This is a genomic window from Paenibacillus sp. PSB04 (assembly GCF_025809195.1).
Classification (GTDB): Bacteria; Bacillota; Bacilli; order Paenibacillales; family Paenibacillaceae; genus Paenibacillus_AQ; species Paenibacillus_AQ favisporus.
The window spans coordinates 4,534,636-4,548,937 of record NZ_CP081301.1 but is presented as its reverse complement, the minus strand read 5'-3'; the positions used below and the strand labels follow the sequence as shown (position 1 = coordinate 4,548,937).

The window sequence follows — 14,302 nt, the reverse complement described above, 5'->3', positions numbered from 1 at the left end:
CGGGTAACCACTTGCCGAGCTCTGGACAAGCGGCCTGTCGACCGGTGATTCTAGGCCTTACCCATATTATAAAGTGACGTATTTAGCCATCCCATAATAAGAATTGCACATTACTTGCTCGAATTGCACGACATGGAGCACTGCTGCGAAACACCAGCTGCATCATTTATTTAAATCTGGTCGGCTGGTGCTTTTCTCTGAACTCCTGGGGCGTACTGCCCGTCTTCTTTTTAAAAATCCGCGTAAAATAGGCAGGGGATTCAAACCCTACTTTTTTGCAGATTTCATGCATCTTCAGATGGGATTCGACGACCAGTTCTTTTGCTTTTTTGATCCGTTCGTCGGTGATATAATCAGGCAAATTCACGCCGGTCATTTGTTTGTACAATCTCGACATATAATAGGGATTCAGATGTACAAGATCCGAGAGCGTCGTCAGGGACAAGTCGGAGTCCAGATGTTCTTCCACATAGCGGTTCAACCTGGATACCACTTGATTTGTATGCTCCTTTTTCTCATCATCACGCGCTTCGATCAGCCGCAGCGCCGCATGAATCAAATAATGGAATGCGTCTTTTCTGGTCGCGTGCAGCTGATAATGAGACAGCCGGTCCATCTCTACTTCCTCTAGCGCCGCATGATCCACAGACCACCGGTTTAATTGAGTCAACAGATGCGAAGCGATGGCGTAGTAAATTTCGAGAAAAAAACCAACATCCTCGTAAAACGGGTCCATCATATCGGACAGTAAGGAAAGCAGCTTATACATTTCCTGCTTCTCCTCTTCGGAGACGTAGTCGTTCCCCGACCATTTTCGAATCAATTGACGTATCGTTTGCTTCTGAATTTCGCTTTCATCCACCGAAAAATCTCCCGATTGCTGGCCTTCGATCAGGATGGTCTCCTGGCCGATTCCCAGCCCGCGGCTTAGGCCTGCGCGCAGCTTCTGATATCGGGCCGGGATTTCTCTCCATTCCACCCCTTCTTTTGCAGCCGCAAGCGAAAGAGGAATTTTCAACAGCTCCAGGCTCGTCGACTGGATCATTTCCAGGGTGCCATGAACAAACCTGATCGTTCGGGACCACTCATCCTCAGGGGCTGCTGCATGAGTTGAACCCCATTCCAACAGCACTTTAGGCTGGATCAGCCAGAAAAAGCGGTTATGCTCTACATCGACGGATTGAAGCGCACAGGAAGACAGGTATTCCTTCGCAATATTATGGATGGCAAACATCATATGCGCTTTATCCGCAGCCTTTGTCATTTGAATAGGCCAGCGGTCGACCCTCCCCATCACCAGCATGACCTTCCCGTCAAGCGTAAGCGGAATGGATAGACTCTTCAGCAGCTCGGGCTTCAGCGATTTCAGCGGCTGGGTTCCTTCGCAAAATCCTTGAAGAATTTCTCTCTGCAGCGCCGGTACGGCTAGCTGAAACTGCTCCGAAGCTTTATCGAGAAATCCGGCATTCATTCGTTCGGTTTGCAGCAGCTCGATCGCCTTTCGGACGCTGCGCAGCAGCGTTTCGTCGCTTTCGGTCTTGAGAATGTAATCCATACACTGATTGCGAATGGCCGTCTGCGCGTAATTGAAATCCGGGTGCCCGGTCAAAAAAATGATTTTGCAGGCCGGCCATCTCTCGTTGATATGCTCCTGCAGCTCAAGGCCGGTCATCCCGGGCATCCATATATCCGACAGCACGATGTCAAACCGGATCGTATTCAGCTTCTCCAAGGCTTCATCTCCGCCATAAGCGCGGTGCAGATCCAATTGCAGTTCTTCTTCCTCCTGCAGAAGACGATAGATTCCGTCAACGATAATGGGTTCGTCATCAACGATCAGCAAACGATTCATATTCTGTCCTCACCCTCCGAAGGAATTGTCATTTCGACCCTTAACCCGCCCAGCTTGCCTCTTGACATCCGGAGACCATAGCGGTCACCGAATTTGATTTGAATTCTTCGATGGACATTGACCAGTCCTGTCGTCTCAAGCGGGTGTTGTTCCGACCCAAGCTTGGACTGCAGCTCTCTTAAACGTTCATCCGTCAATTCGTCCCCATTATCCTCCACAGCGATCACAATGCAATTGGCGGCGTCTTCAAAGGTGATTTCGATCATGCCGTCCTTCTTTTTGTTCACTAGCCCATGGTTATACACATTTTCGACGATCGGCTGAAGAATCAGTCTTGGAACTTCCCGCTTCTTGTAAGCAGACGGCAGCTCACCCAGCTGTACGGAAATACGGTTCGAAAACCGGAACGATTGAATATCGACATACGTCTTGACAAACATCCATTCCGCCTCGAGCGTCACTTCCCCGTCGCCGTCGCGCGTGACGAATTGGAAGTATTGCCCCAAGTATTGAGCGAACGTAGTCACACCTTCGTAATCTTCGTTTTTGGCAATGCGTGAGAGCGTAAAGAAACTGTTGTATAAAAAGTGGGGGTTAATCTGCGACTGCAGCTGCCGGAACTCCGACACCTTTGCCCGGTATTTCTGCTCGTACACTTCGTGAATCAACACGCGAATATGTTCCAGCATCGCATTGAATTGAATGTAAAGGTATGAAAATTCATCCTTGAAACGGTAGGAAACCACATGGTTGAAATTCCCGTGTTCGACTGAGCGAAACGCCTTCACCAATGTCCGCAATGGCTGATGTATCAATCGGTAAATGATGTAGGAAAAATAGGCAATGATAAAAATCGAGATGATGGAAAAAAGGCGAAACCAGGACCGGTAGGTATTCAAAGGTCCCAGTACGCTGTCCTGAGGCAAGTAGGTCAAAAGGACAGCATTCATGGTCGAGGAGTGCTCATAACTGATAAAATAGACTTTCGATCCGATTTCAATCGACTCTACCCCTTTCTTGGACCCGGAGCTGATTTTACCCGTAACCCAATCACGCAAGCCCGTTTCCGTCTCAGGACGATGCAGGCTCGAGAGGCTCCATTGGTTGCGGTCGTCGATCAGCAGGGCGCCGCCTTGAGCGTTGTCAATCATGTCACCCAGCGCCTTGACGATCTCCTTTTGATCAATTTCTATATCGACGAGATAAGAGGGGTCTTCTTCGGACAGAATGTTTTCGGGGTAAGGCATACTGATAAACAAGCGGTTTTTCCAGGCGATAAACGGCGAATACCCGCGTTGTTCCGATGTGCTCAGCACGTTGAATTCATCCTTGGGGATGATATCCACACCACTGTTGGATGAGATGGTCCGATCCAGCATCGAAATATGAATGCTTGCATTGGTGATGTAACTGCTGGATGCCTTCAGGAGCAGCATCTGCTTCTGCAGGCGCAGCATCGCCTTCGTGCGCTCGTAATCCGGCATGATCGAGGCAGCCACGCTGAGCTTACCGATATCATCGTCCGTAATATACTCTCTGCCGAGCTTGATCGTTTTACTGAAGTCCTGGTCCAGCGAAGCCAAGTAAAAATGTACTTTAGCCAGCATGGAGCTGGAGATTTCCTCCTTGACGGAGTTCTGCCCGACCCGGTTCATCTGGGCGCTGACTGCATAGAGAGGAGCCACGATAAACAGAAAAGTAAGCACCAGCCTCAAATAAATGCTCAGTTTGGGACGTTTGATCAACGACATGGGCACCCCCGCTTTTCAGCTTGTCCGCCATGGACAATGATGGTAAGGATCTCAACATTCATTCTATCGCCGCAGGAATATTTAGAAAAGATAAAGAAACATCCGCCGGCTGTATACCAGCTGATGGATGTCGGAGGTTGTTTTATTGCAATCCGAGACTTGCGCCTTCATTGTAGATTGTGTTCCAGAAAATCACCATAATAATAATTCGTGTTCTGTTGTCCGATTTGGAGTTCTTTCCGGATATACGCCAAATGACCATGAAAAAGACTGCCGGTAAATGAAAATCACCGACAGTCTTATTCTTTGAGCAGTTTCGTTCCCCGTCATCCGCTTACAGCACAAACCGGAGTACCATTAAGGAAAGAATGCCCACCACTACCGTTCCTAATAAGCTTCGCGTCAGGATCGCCGTCGCAAAGGTAGGGATGGCAGCCAAAATTTCAACGTAATGTTGTAAAATATGGACCTTTCCGTCTGTCGTGAACAGCTCCTGCGCGATTAATGCCGCCATAACGGCAACAGGTACGTAATTGAGCCAGCGCATGGTCCACTCAGGCAACTGCATACGGCTCAGCAACACGAGCGGAAGAACGCGCGGAAGAAGTGTGACGACCGAGGCGCCCATGATCGCCAGCAGGATGTGCCATCTTATTTCCATTTTTCCACCACCATTCCAATGGCAGCCGCCACGATGGTTGCTATAATAACGGCCACACTCCCGGATACAAAGGAGCCCGCTCCGAGCACGATCAGAACCGCGCAGACGGCTACGATGAGATCTTTCCGGATGATCTTTCTGCTGATCATCTGGAGGACAAGCAGTCCGATAAACATGGCGGTCAGTGCAAAATCAAGTCCGTATTTCTCAGGATCGGTAATCCACTTCCCGAAAAACGCTCCCGCAATGGTGGCGATGATCCAATTCAAATATGCGGTAATATTGAGGCCGTGCATCCATTTTTCACTGAGTGAGCTGCGATTCATCGCCTTATTCATGGCGACCCCGAAGGTTTCGTCTGTAAGCAGCGCGCCGACGAACATCGTCTTGAATGCGGACAGGTGGCGGAAATAAGGCGACATCGCTGCGCTGAGCAGCAGGTGGCGCAAATTGACGATGAATACCGTTAGAATGATGGCTGCCGCCGACCCATGCGCCGCTATCATGCCCGCCATAATAAATTGTGCCGAGCCGGCATAAATCAGGGTGGACATCAAGGTAATTTCGAGGACGGATAAACCGGAGGTTTTGCCTACAACACCTGCGGCGAATCCAATGCTTAAGTAACCCAGCAGCGTGGGGATGCAGTCTCTGATCCCCTGCAGCAAGCTGTCTTCTTTCACTTCGATTTCTTGTTGATGATGTTGAACATTCTCTGACACGTCTTTTATCCTCTCAATTCTTTACTGTGATGTTCGTTGTTGAGCCGGAAAATAAAATAACGATACGTCTCTAAGTGTGGTCACAGCCCGGTCAATTCGTGCGTTATACCATCCTTTTTGTACATTATAACACACAATATATCGGGTGCGGTGTATTAAACTTGGATGGAGTTGAGATAATTTCAGATTCCATTCGGGCTTTCCTGCCCCTCTTCTGTTGATCCTGCAACCCAAGTAAAATCAAAAAAACCGGCCCCCCTTCGTACCCAGTACGAAATGGAGCCGAGTCTGATTGATCCGCTGCTTAATCGTTATCTTCAATGACGGCAATCCCATCGATTTCAAGGAGAACGGATGGGCGGGCAAATTCCGAAACAAATAGAACCGTGACCAGTGGAGGATGTTCTAATTCACCTGCTACCTCCAGAAAAGCTTTGTAGCCAACTCGGGGATCGCTGCCGCTGACTAAATAAATATTGAGTTTAACCAAATTGGCGAAACTTGCATGTTCAGATGCTAGAATCGTTGCGATATTATGCAGCGCCTGCTTGGTCTGTACTTCCAAATCACCGGGGCCGACGAGTTCGCCTGACGCATTAACGGCATTTTGCCCACCGATATAAATCGTCTTTGCCTTTCCGCTTACTGTAATCGCCTGACTGAATGCTTTGGATTGGAATAACCCCTCCGGGTTTTTATGCTCCATTCTGAATGTAGACATTCATCTTCCTCCTTTAAGATTCATGTTTTACATTCATTATAGGCATCTTCACTGACAGCCCCCGTCAGTGAAGCTCAATTTTCATCATCCGCATACAGTTCGGCGATTTGCCTGGCCATTGCTTTGATTTGATTTTTCAACGCGATCGGCTCCAACACCCGGATGCTTGTTCCAAAGGTAAGCAGATATCTCGGAAGATATTTGTCAATCGTTGGGGTGTCGATGAGGAACCGCGCTTCGGCGTCGGTACGTTCCGTCAAATAGTGATGCATATGCCAGTGGCTGCATATCGCATCCAGACTCCTCGTATCTCCTTCAATTCGGATTAACACCATCGGTCCTTCCGCTTCTCGCTCCTTGTGCGATTGTTCGCGGAAATAGTCCTCTGTGGAGAAGTTCTCCGGCATGGTGAAAAAGGATTCCGTCCGGAACACACTCTCGACCCGGTCCACACGGAAAGTCCGAATTTCGGAAGATTGGTGGCAGAATGCGATAAGATACCATTCGTTTCTGCGTAAGGTCAACCCATAGGGATCGATACTCCGCTCTTTGGCCGAATCGGAGTTTTCTTTACGGTAAGCGATGAGAAGCGTCTGTCCATCCAAAATGGCCTGTTCCAACTGTCGGAGCATAGGAACAATACCCGGATGGGACGCGGAAGAGATTACACTGAAGCCGCTCGTCAGACGCTGTAGATCCAGCATTTGTTCTTCATTCAAACTGTGTTCGATTTTTTCCAGGGCGTGCTCGAGTTCATCCGTATACGGATACCCGACCCCCTTCGCAAACTTCGATGCGTCTACGATCGCCTTGAGTTCTACCGACCGAAAAAATAAAGGCGTTTCCCTGAAGGTCTCCAATATATAGAACCCTCCGTCATGCCCTGAATCAGCAACAATCGGAACGCCACTGGCGCTTAATGCATCGATATAGCGGTAAACCGTCCGAACGCTGATCTCCAATTGATCCGCTATTTGCGCGGCGGTCAGCTTTTTTCTGGATTTAAGCATCCAAAGGATGGACAGCATATTATCCCATTTTGCCAAGATGAGGTACTCCTTCCAAACCGTATTCTCCCAAAAGTATACCGTTGAAATGAGTGCGGAGGAAGTCTCTTTGTAAGGGATTGCCGCTGAATGACATTTTAACAGATAACAAAAAATCCCCAACCTCCACATTGGGGAGGTTAGGGATTGATTCACTTCGCTTTCGTTAAGCCTGCACAGGCTCGCCCTGAAAAACTTTCAACTCCATTGGAGAAGCCAGTAGCGTTTTGGCCGTCTGTACGAATGCCTGGAAATGGTCGCTGCTGTTGTGCGCCTGAACGGCTCCAAAATCCTTCCAAATCTCCACCATTGTATAATAGTGCTCGTGCTCCACGGATTTGAATAATTCATAGCTGATATTCCCCTCTTCCGCTCTGGTAGCAGCAAGCAGGCTTTCGGCTTCCTTCAAAAAGCGTTCCTCTTGCTCCGGCAAGATCTCAAGTTTGGCATGAACGATGATCATGATGTGTACTTCCTTCCTTGATGTTTTATAGTGCCTATTCAGTATTGGCTTATATTATTACTGCAATCGGGTAAGCATATCCTCTAAATTTGCTATTTCCCAATCGTTAAAATCTTTAGGCATCGACTTGCGCAGCCTTCTGCAGGCAGGATTTGGTCATTTCTTTCGAATTTCTATGCTTTATTCTACTCGAACCGCTGCCCCCTAACTCGAATAAAGGGAACAGTATGTACGATCAAAATTGCCGGCCAGCAAATCTTCCTTCCGGATGAAAAACTGCAGTTCGCCGGCATCCCACCAGCAAAAACCTACATCATCGTCCGAATCTAGTGCCAACAGCAACAGGGTATCCCTGATTTCCTGCTGCGCCCGATCCGGGTCACCGTTCAGGTGCCGGGTGATCTGCTTCAGCGCCTCCGTTTCGGAATAGTTGTATTTTTCGCCGGTCAACAGCTTCAGTGCCGCTTCGTATTCGCAATCGCCATGCTGGGTTCCGGGATAGCCGAACATCGTCGCCAGGTCAATAGAGCTGTATCCGGTCAGCTCGAAGCAAAGCTCCTCGTAATGCTCGTAATCATGCTCATCGTCTTCCACCTGTTCGTAATCCACATAACCGTAATTAGGCGGCTCCAGAGTGGACCTTGCCGACACCTGATAACCCGTAAATGCATCTTCGAGTGCCGTCACTTCCGGTGCATGCCGCCGCTGCGCTGCTTGAAGCTGCTCCTCCTGCAAATAGAGCACTTTATGCTCAATGTCATAGGCCGGTTCATCGATTCCAATGAAAAAATAAAGCGCGCCGTTTGCCGGAAGTCGGGAAGCTTCGTCATAACCCATCAGCTCACGCAGCCTAAGCTGGGCAAGGAACGTCATGGGAGTTCCCTTTGAATCCACAGGCCATTCCACATCAGCCGGGAGATCCGGATCACCACCGATCCTGGAACATCCGGCTGCCTTGTAATCTTCTACCCTACTTTTGCTCAAACGAATGCCTTGGCGAACGGTCTCCATTAGATAATCCAATGCATGCCCGAATTGCTGTTCATGGATGACCCGCTTTAGTTTATTTTCGTTGTTCTCACTTAACACCGATTGCCACCTCCCCATTGCTGTGATGTGATTTGAATACCTTATAATCAAGCCGTCGTTTGTTTATTGGATGGTTACCTCAAGTATTTTCCCGTGATCGACTGCTCCGCATGGATAATCTCTTGCGGCGTGCCTTCGAACACCACCTGTCCGCCCTTGCTGCCTCCGTCCGGTCCCATATCGATGATCCAGTCCGCTTGGCTGATCACTTCCAGGTTATGCTCAATGACGATCACCGTATTTCCGGTATCCACCAGGCGGTTCATGATCCCAAGCAGGTGGCCGATATCCGACATATGCAGGCCGGTCGTCGGCTCGTCCATCACGTAGATGCTGCCTTTCTTGTGCAGCTCGCTAGCCAGCTTGATACGCTGGCATTCCCCGCCAGAGAGCGTGCTGAGCGGCTGGCCGAGGGTGATGTAGTTCAGTCCCACGTCACTCATGGCCTGGAGCTTGCGGACGACCTCTTTGATCTGGAAAAATTCCAAAGCCTGCTCGACCGTCATCTCCAGCACTTCGGCTATGGACTTGCCATTCAGCTTGTATTCGAGCACTTCTTCCTTAAACCGTTTCCCTCCGCAGACTTCGCATGGCAGCTTCACGCTTTCGAAGAATGATAGATCCAAGTACACCACGCCCAGCCCTTGGCAATTCTCGCAGGCCCCCTTGGAGTTAAAGCTGAATAAACTTGGACTCACCTTGTTCGCGGAAGCAAATGCCTTGCGAACATCGTCCAGTATGCCCGTATAGGTCGCAGGGTTTGAGCGTGTCGACACGCCGATTGCCGATTGGTCGATGACGATGGCGTCCGGATGCTGACTGAGGAATACGTCGTTAATAAGGGTACTTTTCCCAGAGCCGGCGACGCCGGTTATAACGTTCAGAACCCCGGTTGGTATATCGACATTTACGTTCTTCAAGTTATGCAGATTGGCATTCCGGATGGACAGCTTGCCGGATGGCTGCCTGCAATCTTGCTTGAGCTGGAGCTGACGCTTCATATGAGTTCCCGTCAATGTGCCGGATTCCAACAGACCGGGGTAGCTTCCTTCATAGACGATGGTTCCTCCGCGGCTGCCGGCATGGGGTCCGACGTCGACGATATGATCCGCTACTTTGATGACATCGGGATCATGCTCAACCACCAGCACCGTGTTGCCTTTGTCGCGCAGCTTCTGAAGCAGCTCATTTAACCGGTGCACATCGCGAGGATGGAGTCCGACACTGGGCTCATCGAAAATATAAGTGACATCTACCAAGCTCCCGCTCAAGTGCTTCACCATTTTGACGCGCTGCGACTCTCCGCCGGATAAGGTATCTGTCTCACGGTCCAGCGTCAAATAATCAAGGCCGATATCCACCAGATGCTGCAGCCGTTCCGTCAGCGACTTGACCATCGGTGCCGCCGCGGCATCGTCAATCTCGCGAATTACGCGAATGAGATGCCCGACTTCCATGGAAGACAGCTCCGCAATGTTGTGTCCATTAATTTTGCAGCCCAGCGCCGCTTGACTAAGCCTTGCGCCGTGACAGCTGGAGCAGGGCCCCTCGGTCATGAACGGAGCAACGGTCTGCTGCGTGCGCTCGGACTTCGTTTTCACGTCCTGTTTGATGTATTTGTTGGTGAACTTCTCAATGACGCCTTCGACTGTGATATTGGTTGCCTTACCGGCGAAATCCATTTTCACTTTCCTTGCCTTGCCATACAGCAGCAGATCCAAGTCTTCATCCGAATAGTCGCTGAGCTTCTTATCCGGATCAAAGGAACCCGACTGGATGAGCATGTTCCATTCCCATCCGTCCACCGTATATCCCGGCAGCATAATGGCCCCTTCCCGGAGCGACTTGGACATATCCACCGCTTTGCTCATGTCGACGCCGAGGCTGCGGCCAATTCCGTTACATTCGGGACACATGCCTTGCGGATCGTTAAACGAGAACATGTTCGCCCCTCCGACATAAGGCTGACCCACTCTGGAGAAAAGCAGCCGGAGTATGGGTGAAATATCGGTAATGGTTCCCATTGTGGAGTGGGAACCTCCGCCCAGCCGCTTCTGATCGACTATGACAGCCATGCTCAGGTTTTCGATCGCATCCGCATCCGGCTGCGGATATTTGGGCAGGAACGTCCGTACAAACATGCTGAAATTCTCATTCAACAATCGCGTAGATTCTGCGGCAATCGTATCGAAAACGATCGATGACTTGCCTGATCCGGATACCCCGGTGAATATCGAAATTTTCCGTTTGGGTATTTGCAGGGAAACGTTTTTGAGATTGTTTTCCCTCGCAGCCGAGATGACGATATATTCCTGATTCGATTCGCTCATGGCTAACATCCTTCCGTTCGTGATCATTTCTATTTATTCCATTCGTATTGTACCATTCATTGCCCGAAGAACGTCTATGAATCGTGCAAAAGGATGCCGCGTCCCTTGGTATATGTCGGCTCACTATTCCACATCGACCACGAACTCAGCCCATTGTGTCATCATTTGCCTGGATTCTACGGAAGAAATATAGGCAGGACTGAGTACTCTGATCAGGTAGCTGCCCTTCTTGCTTAAAGTAAACGAACCTGCGAATGCTTGGTCCTTAATGGGCAGCTCAATACTTTTCACCTTTTCATATTGCAGATACGCATCCTCGCTTGATTGTTGATACTGTTCGACACTCACGGTCAGCTTATCAAACAAGTCGTTATGCTGCAGGATATTTCCCGAGATATCTATCCTTTGATTCGGTTCTACAAGAATATAGCCTTGAGTCGGACTAGTGAAGGCAATGTTTTCTTTCCCTTCTCCTATGATCGCGACTGGCAGCGAGGCAAGATTTGTTACATTCCTCCTCACTGTAACTACCTTGCTGCCTGCCGAATTTGCTGTGAGCATTACGGGGTTAGGACCGGGGCGCAAATTTACTATAAACTGAATACGGTTATACAACCGTCCATCCATGGATATATCCTTTTGCGTGAGCTTGCCTGTGCCTCCGAGCCAACCCGCTTCACCGATAGAGAACATATACTGCGGAGTGTACATATCCTTCTGATACAGCATGGTAAATGTGGTGCTGGCTTCATCCGTTTCCCATTCCGGATTTAGCACCTCGATAACTTTATCGCTCCAGTTCCACCTCACTGTGTCATTCACGGTTGAGACCGCCAATCCAAGCCAGGATAACGCCCGAATCGGTACATAAGCTTTTCCCGAAGATAGAAACGGTGCCGGAATTTTTTCACCGATCGGCTTTCCGTCCGGACGGTATACGTCCTCCGAGCCGATTCGGAAGGTTAGCCGGCTGAATGTAGTCAGCAGCTCAGGATGGACTACAACTTGTACCTCCCGTTTATCGGCATTCCAGGTCACGGTGTCCGCCGCACCAGACTGCCGAAGGGTACGGAGTGGAACATATACCCGCCCCCCTTTCAGGATCGGCTTATCCGCAGATATAACCTTCCCGTCAAGCGTCGCCTTTTTCCCTTGAAGATCAAATTTCATTTCGTGCTTGACTCTGTACATTTTCGCTACATCGCCCTTCGGCTCCACAGAAGTTGTGGGTGCGGAATCTGCAAGGGCACTTGCTCCGATACTCCATGCTGCGACTCCTGTTATGATCAGGCACAACCATTTCTTCATGTCCTACCATCCCTTCATGAGAAAATATAATCTTATACTTATTTAATGGGCCGAATAGCAACTAGTTGGATGTCCGCCGAAATCCGCTGACCCATACAAAAAAAGTCAGCTCAGCAAGTGAGCTGACTTTTCGTTTTTTACTGCGCTCCAACGACCGGATGCGGAACATACGGTTCTTCCAGAAATGCAATCTCTTCCGGAGATAATTTAACGGATAGTGCACCTACAGCATCTTCAACCTGGCCGATTTTCGTCGCCCCTATGATTGGAGCAGCTACCGATTCTTTTTGCAGCAGCCAGGCTAGCGCGATATAAATACGGGGTACACCGCGTTTCTCTGCAATCGAGGCCACTCGCTCTACGACCAGCCGGTCTACATCCGCCGTCGCATCGTACTTGGATTTTTGGACTTGATCGGTCTCCGATCTATGCGTCGTTTCCGACCAATCGCGGATCAGCCTTCCCGATGCTAATGGACTGTAAGGGGTCACCGCTATTTTTTGATCCTTGCACAGCGGCATCATCTCCCGTTCCTCTTCGCGATAAATGAGGTTCAGGTGATTTTGCATAGAGACAAAACGCGTCCAGCCATGCTTCTCTGCCGTATACAGCGCTTTTTGAAACTGCCACGCATACATGGCGGAAGCACCGATATATCTTGCCTTTCCTGCCTTCACTACATCATGCAGTGCTTCCATCGTTTCTTCAATCGGCGTGTTGTAATCCCAGCGGTGGATAATGTAAAGATCTACATAGTCGGTGCCTAGTCTTTTCAGGCTTTTATCGATTTCGCTCATAATCGCCTTCCGGGAGAGCCCCCCACCGTTGGGGCCTGGATGCATTCGTCCCCAGACCTTGGTAGCGAGGACAATCTCGTCCCGATTCGCATAATCCTTTAATGCGCGTCCAGTGATCTCTTCGCTGGTTCCCCCGGAATAGACATTCGCTGTATCAAAAAAGTTGATCCCGAGCTCCAGCGCCCTTTTAATGATCAGGCGGCTTTGCTCCTCATCAAGCACCCATTGATGCCCTCCCGGCTGCACTTCGCCGAAGCTCATACAACCAAGGCATATCCGCGAGACATCCATCCCCGTATTACCGAGCTTCATGTAATCCATAAATCAGGCCTCCGTTTCGGATTGTTATGTAAGCGCTAATCGTCGACTCCCATTATAATCCCCATGAACGAACATGCAATTGTTAAATATACGGGATTTGTTTTATACTGAACGGATTTGTCGAGATTGTTCATTATTTTTATGGTTTTTATGGATTTAGGGATGTCCTCACAAAAAAACAAGCCGCGATTTACGCGGCCGCAGCACTTTTTAAATCATATAACAAAATTCATCCGGCGTTTTCTCCTTGAGGCCGAATTCAAACGTGTCTTGGCGAAGTCCGCGCCGGAGTGTCTCGAGAGCCATGACTTCGGTCGGAGCGATATTTCCCAAGTGAACATTGGAGCCGAATTTGCGCAGGAGCATGGCCTGTTGGTTTTTAAGGGGCGCCTCCCAAATCAGTGTCCGGTGATCCGGAACGAATTTGAGGATGTCGTCCACCACATCTTCCCTGCATTCCCCGTGTTTATCGAAAATGCCGACACTGACCCCCGACTCGCGGGCTTCGACCGTAACATATTCGGCGCCTGCAGCCAGATCCAATTCCACAGTATCTGCAAGAATAGCGGCATCAATCAAGGAACCGGACAGCTTCTTTCCAAATTCGGAAAAGACCCGCAGTCCGCGCTTCTTTCCTTCCTGGATCAGCTCCGTGCGTTTTTGGCGGGACAGTTCAATCGTACCGTCGGATACTTCGAGCGCATTAAAACCAAGATTGCACACCGTATCAAAGAACTCAGGCACGATATCCTGCTGAACGGCAATTTCCAGCAAAGTGCCGCCTGTCATTACGGATATGCCGTGCTGTTTGGCAAGGTCGATTTTATACAGAAGCATATCCGTTCTATACAGCGGTGCCGTTCCAAATCCAAATTTGATGCAGTCGATGTAAGGTGAGGCGGTTTCGATCACATCTGCGAACGTATTTCTGCCGAGGCCTTTATCGATGACCATCGTCAATCCCCGGTCCGGATCCCGAGAGACGGCTGCATCTTTCTTTTCCTTGTCGGAATCGAAGCGGGTCCCGCTCGGGTCACGTAACTCCCTGGGCCACACCGCACGCATGGAGTTGTTCATGTTGGATCTCCCTCAATTCTTTTTGGTTTGTCGTTTGAATCCCATGACATGCATATCATATGCGGGGGACGCAAGACACGTGCCCAGGTCCGAGTGATCTATTCCATGACGAATGCTTCGGAGAATGAGGTGGTTGGCTCCTCAACAAAAAAAGAGGGCTTTCC

At 49.7% G+C, this 14,302-nt stretch carries 12 protein-coding genes; all 12 read right to left on the bottom strand.

Going from position 1 to position 14,302, the window contains the following annotated elements; translation table 11 throughout:
- Positions 1-166: 166 nt before the first annotated feature.
- Entirely contained in the window at positions 167-1,852 is a 1,686-nt protein-coding gene (locus K2F33_RS21070; RefSeq protein WP_263878460.1) for a response regulator, read from the bottom strand.
- Entirely contained in the window at positions 1,849-3,603 is a 1,755-nt protein-coding gene (locus K2F33_RS21065) for a sensor histidine kinase (protein ID WP_263878459.1), read from the bottom strand. Before K2F33_RS21065 ends, K2F33_RS21070 begins: the two co-directional genes overlap by 4 nt.
- A 334-nt stretch (positions 3,604-3,937) precedes the next feature.
- The gene (locus tag K2F33_RS21060) at positions 3,938-4,264 is read right to left on the bottom strand and encodes an AzlD domain-containing protein (RefSeq protein ID WP_076164501.1); all 327 of its coding nucleotides are present in this window, start codon (positions 4,262-4,264) and stop codon (positions 3,938-3,940) included.
- Entirely contained in the window at positions 4,255-4,986 is a 732-nt protein-coding gene (locus K2F33_RS21055; protein WP_089547708.1) for an AzlC family ABC transporter permease, read from the bottom strand. Before K2F33_RS21055 ends, K2F33_RS21060 begins: the two co-directional genes overlap by 10 nt.
- Before the next feature lie 304 nt (positions 4,987-5,290).
- The gene (locus K2F33_RS21050) at positions 5,291-5,707 is read right to left on the bottom strand and encodes a RidA family protein (RefSeq protein WP_089547709.1); all 417 of its coding nucleotides are present in this window, start codon (positions 5,705-5,707) and stop codon (positions 5,291-5,293) included.
- Positions 5,708-5,781: 74 nt separating this feature from the next.
- On the bottom strand, positions 5,782-6,753 hold the full coding sequence (locus K2F33_RS21045; RefSeq protein ID WP_089547710.1) for a helix-turn-helix transcriptional regulator: 972 nt from the start codon (positions 6,751-6,753) through the stop codon (positions 5,782-5,784).
- Positions 6,754-6,919: 166 nt separating this feature from the next.
- Positions 6,920-7,216 carry a putative quinol monooxygenase gene (locus K2F33_RS21040; RefSeq protein ID WP_089547711.1) on the bottom strand — a complete coding sequence of 99 codons (297 nt, stop codon included), beginning with the start codon at positions 7,214-7,216 and terminating at the stop codon, positions 6,920-6,922.
- Positions 7,217-7,420: 204 nt separating this feature from the next.
- The gene (locus K2F33_RS21035) at positions 7,421-8,305 is read right to left on the bottom strand and encodes a YwqG family protein (protein ID WP_256992866.1); all 885 of its coding nucleotides are present in this window, start codon (positions 8,303-8,305) and stop codon (positions 7,421-7,423) included.
- 74 nt (positions 8,306-8,379) lie between these two features.
- The gene (locus K2F33_RS21030; RefSeq protein ID WP_163875707.1) at positions 8,380-10,635 is read right to left on the bottom strand and encodes an ATP-binding cassette domain-containing protein; all 2,256 of its coding nucleotides are present in this window, start codon (positions 10,633-10,635) and stop codon (positions 8,380-8,382) included.
- Between the two features lie 123 nt (positions 10,636-10,758).
- Positions 10,759-11,943, bottom strand: coding sequence for a copper amine oxidase N-terminal domain-containing protein (locus K2F33_RS21025; protein ID WP_263878457.1), 1,185 nt, complete (start codon positions 11,941-11,943; stop codon positions 10,759-10,761).
- A 137-nt stretch (positions 11,944-12,080) separates the two neighbouring features.
- The gene (locus tag K2F33_RS21020; RefSeq protein WP_263878456.1) at positions 12,081-13,061 is read right to left on the bottom strand and encodes an aldo/keto reductase; all 981 of its coding nucleotides are present in this window, start codon (positions 13,059-13,061) and stop codon (positions 12,081-12,083) included.
- Positions 13,062-13,271: 210 nt separating this feature from the next.
- Entirely contained in the window at positions 13,272-14,138 is an 867-nt protein-coding gene (locus K2F33_RS21015; protein ID WP_263878455.1) for a phosphosulfolactate synthase, read from the bottom strand.
- Positions 14,139-14,302: the final 164 nt, after the last annotated feature.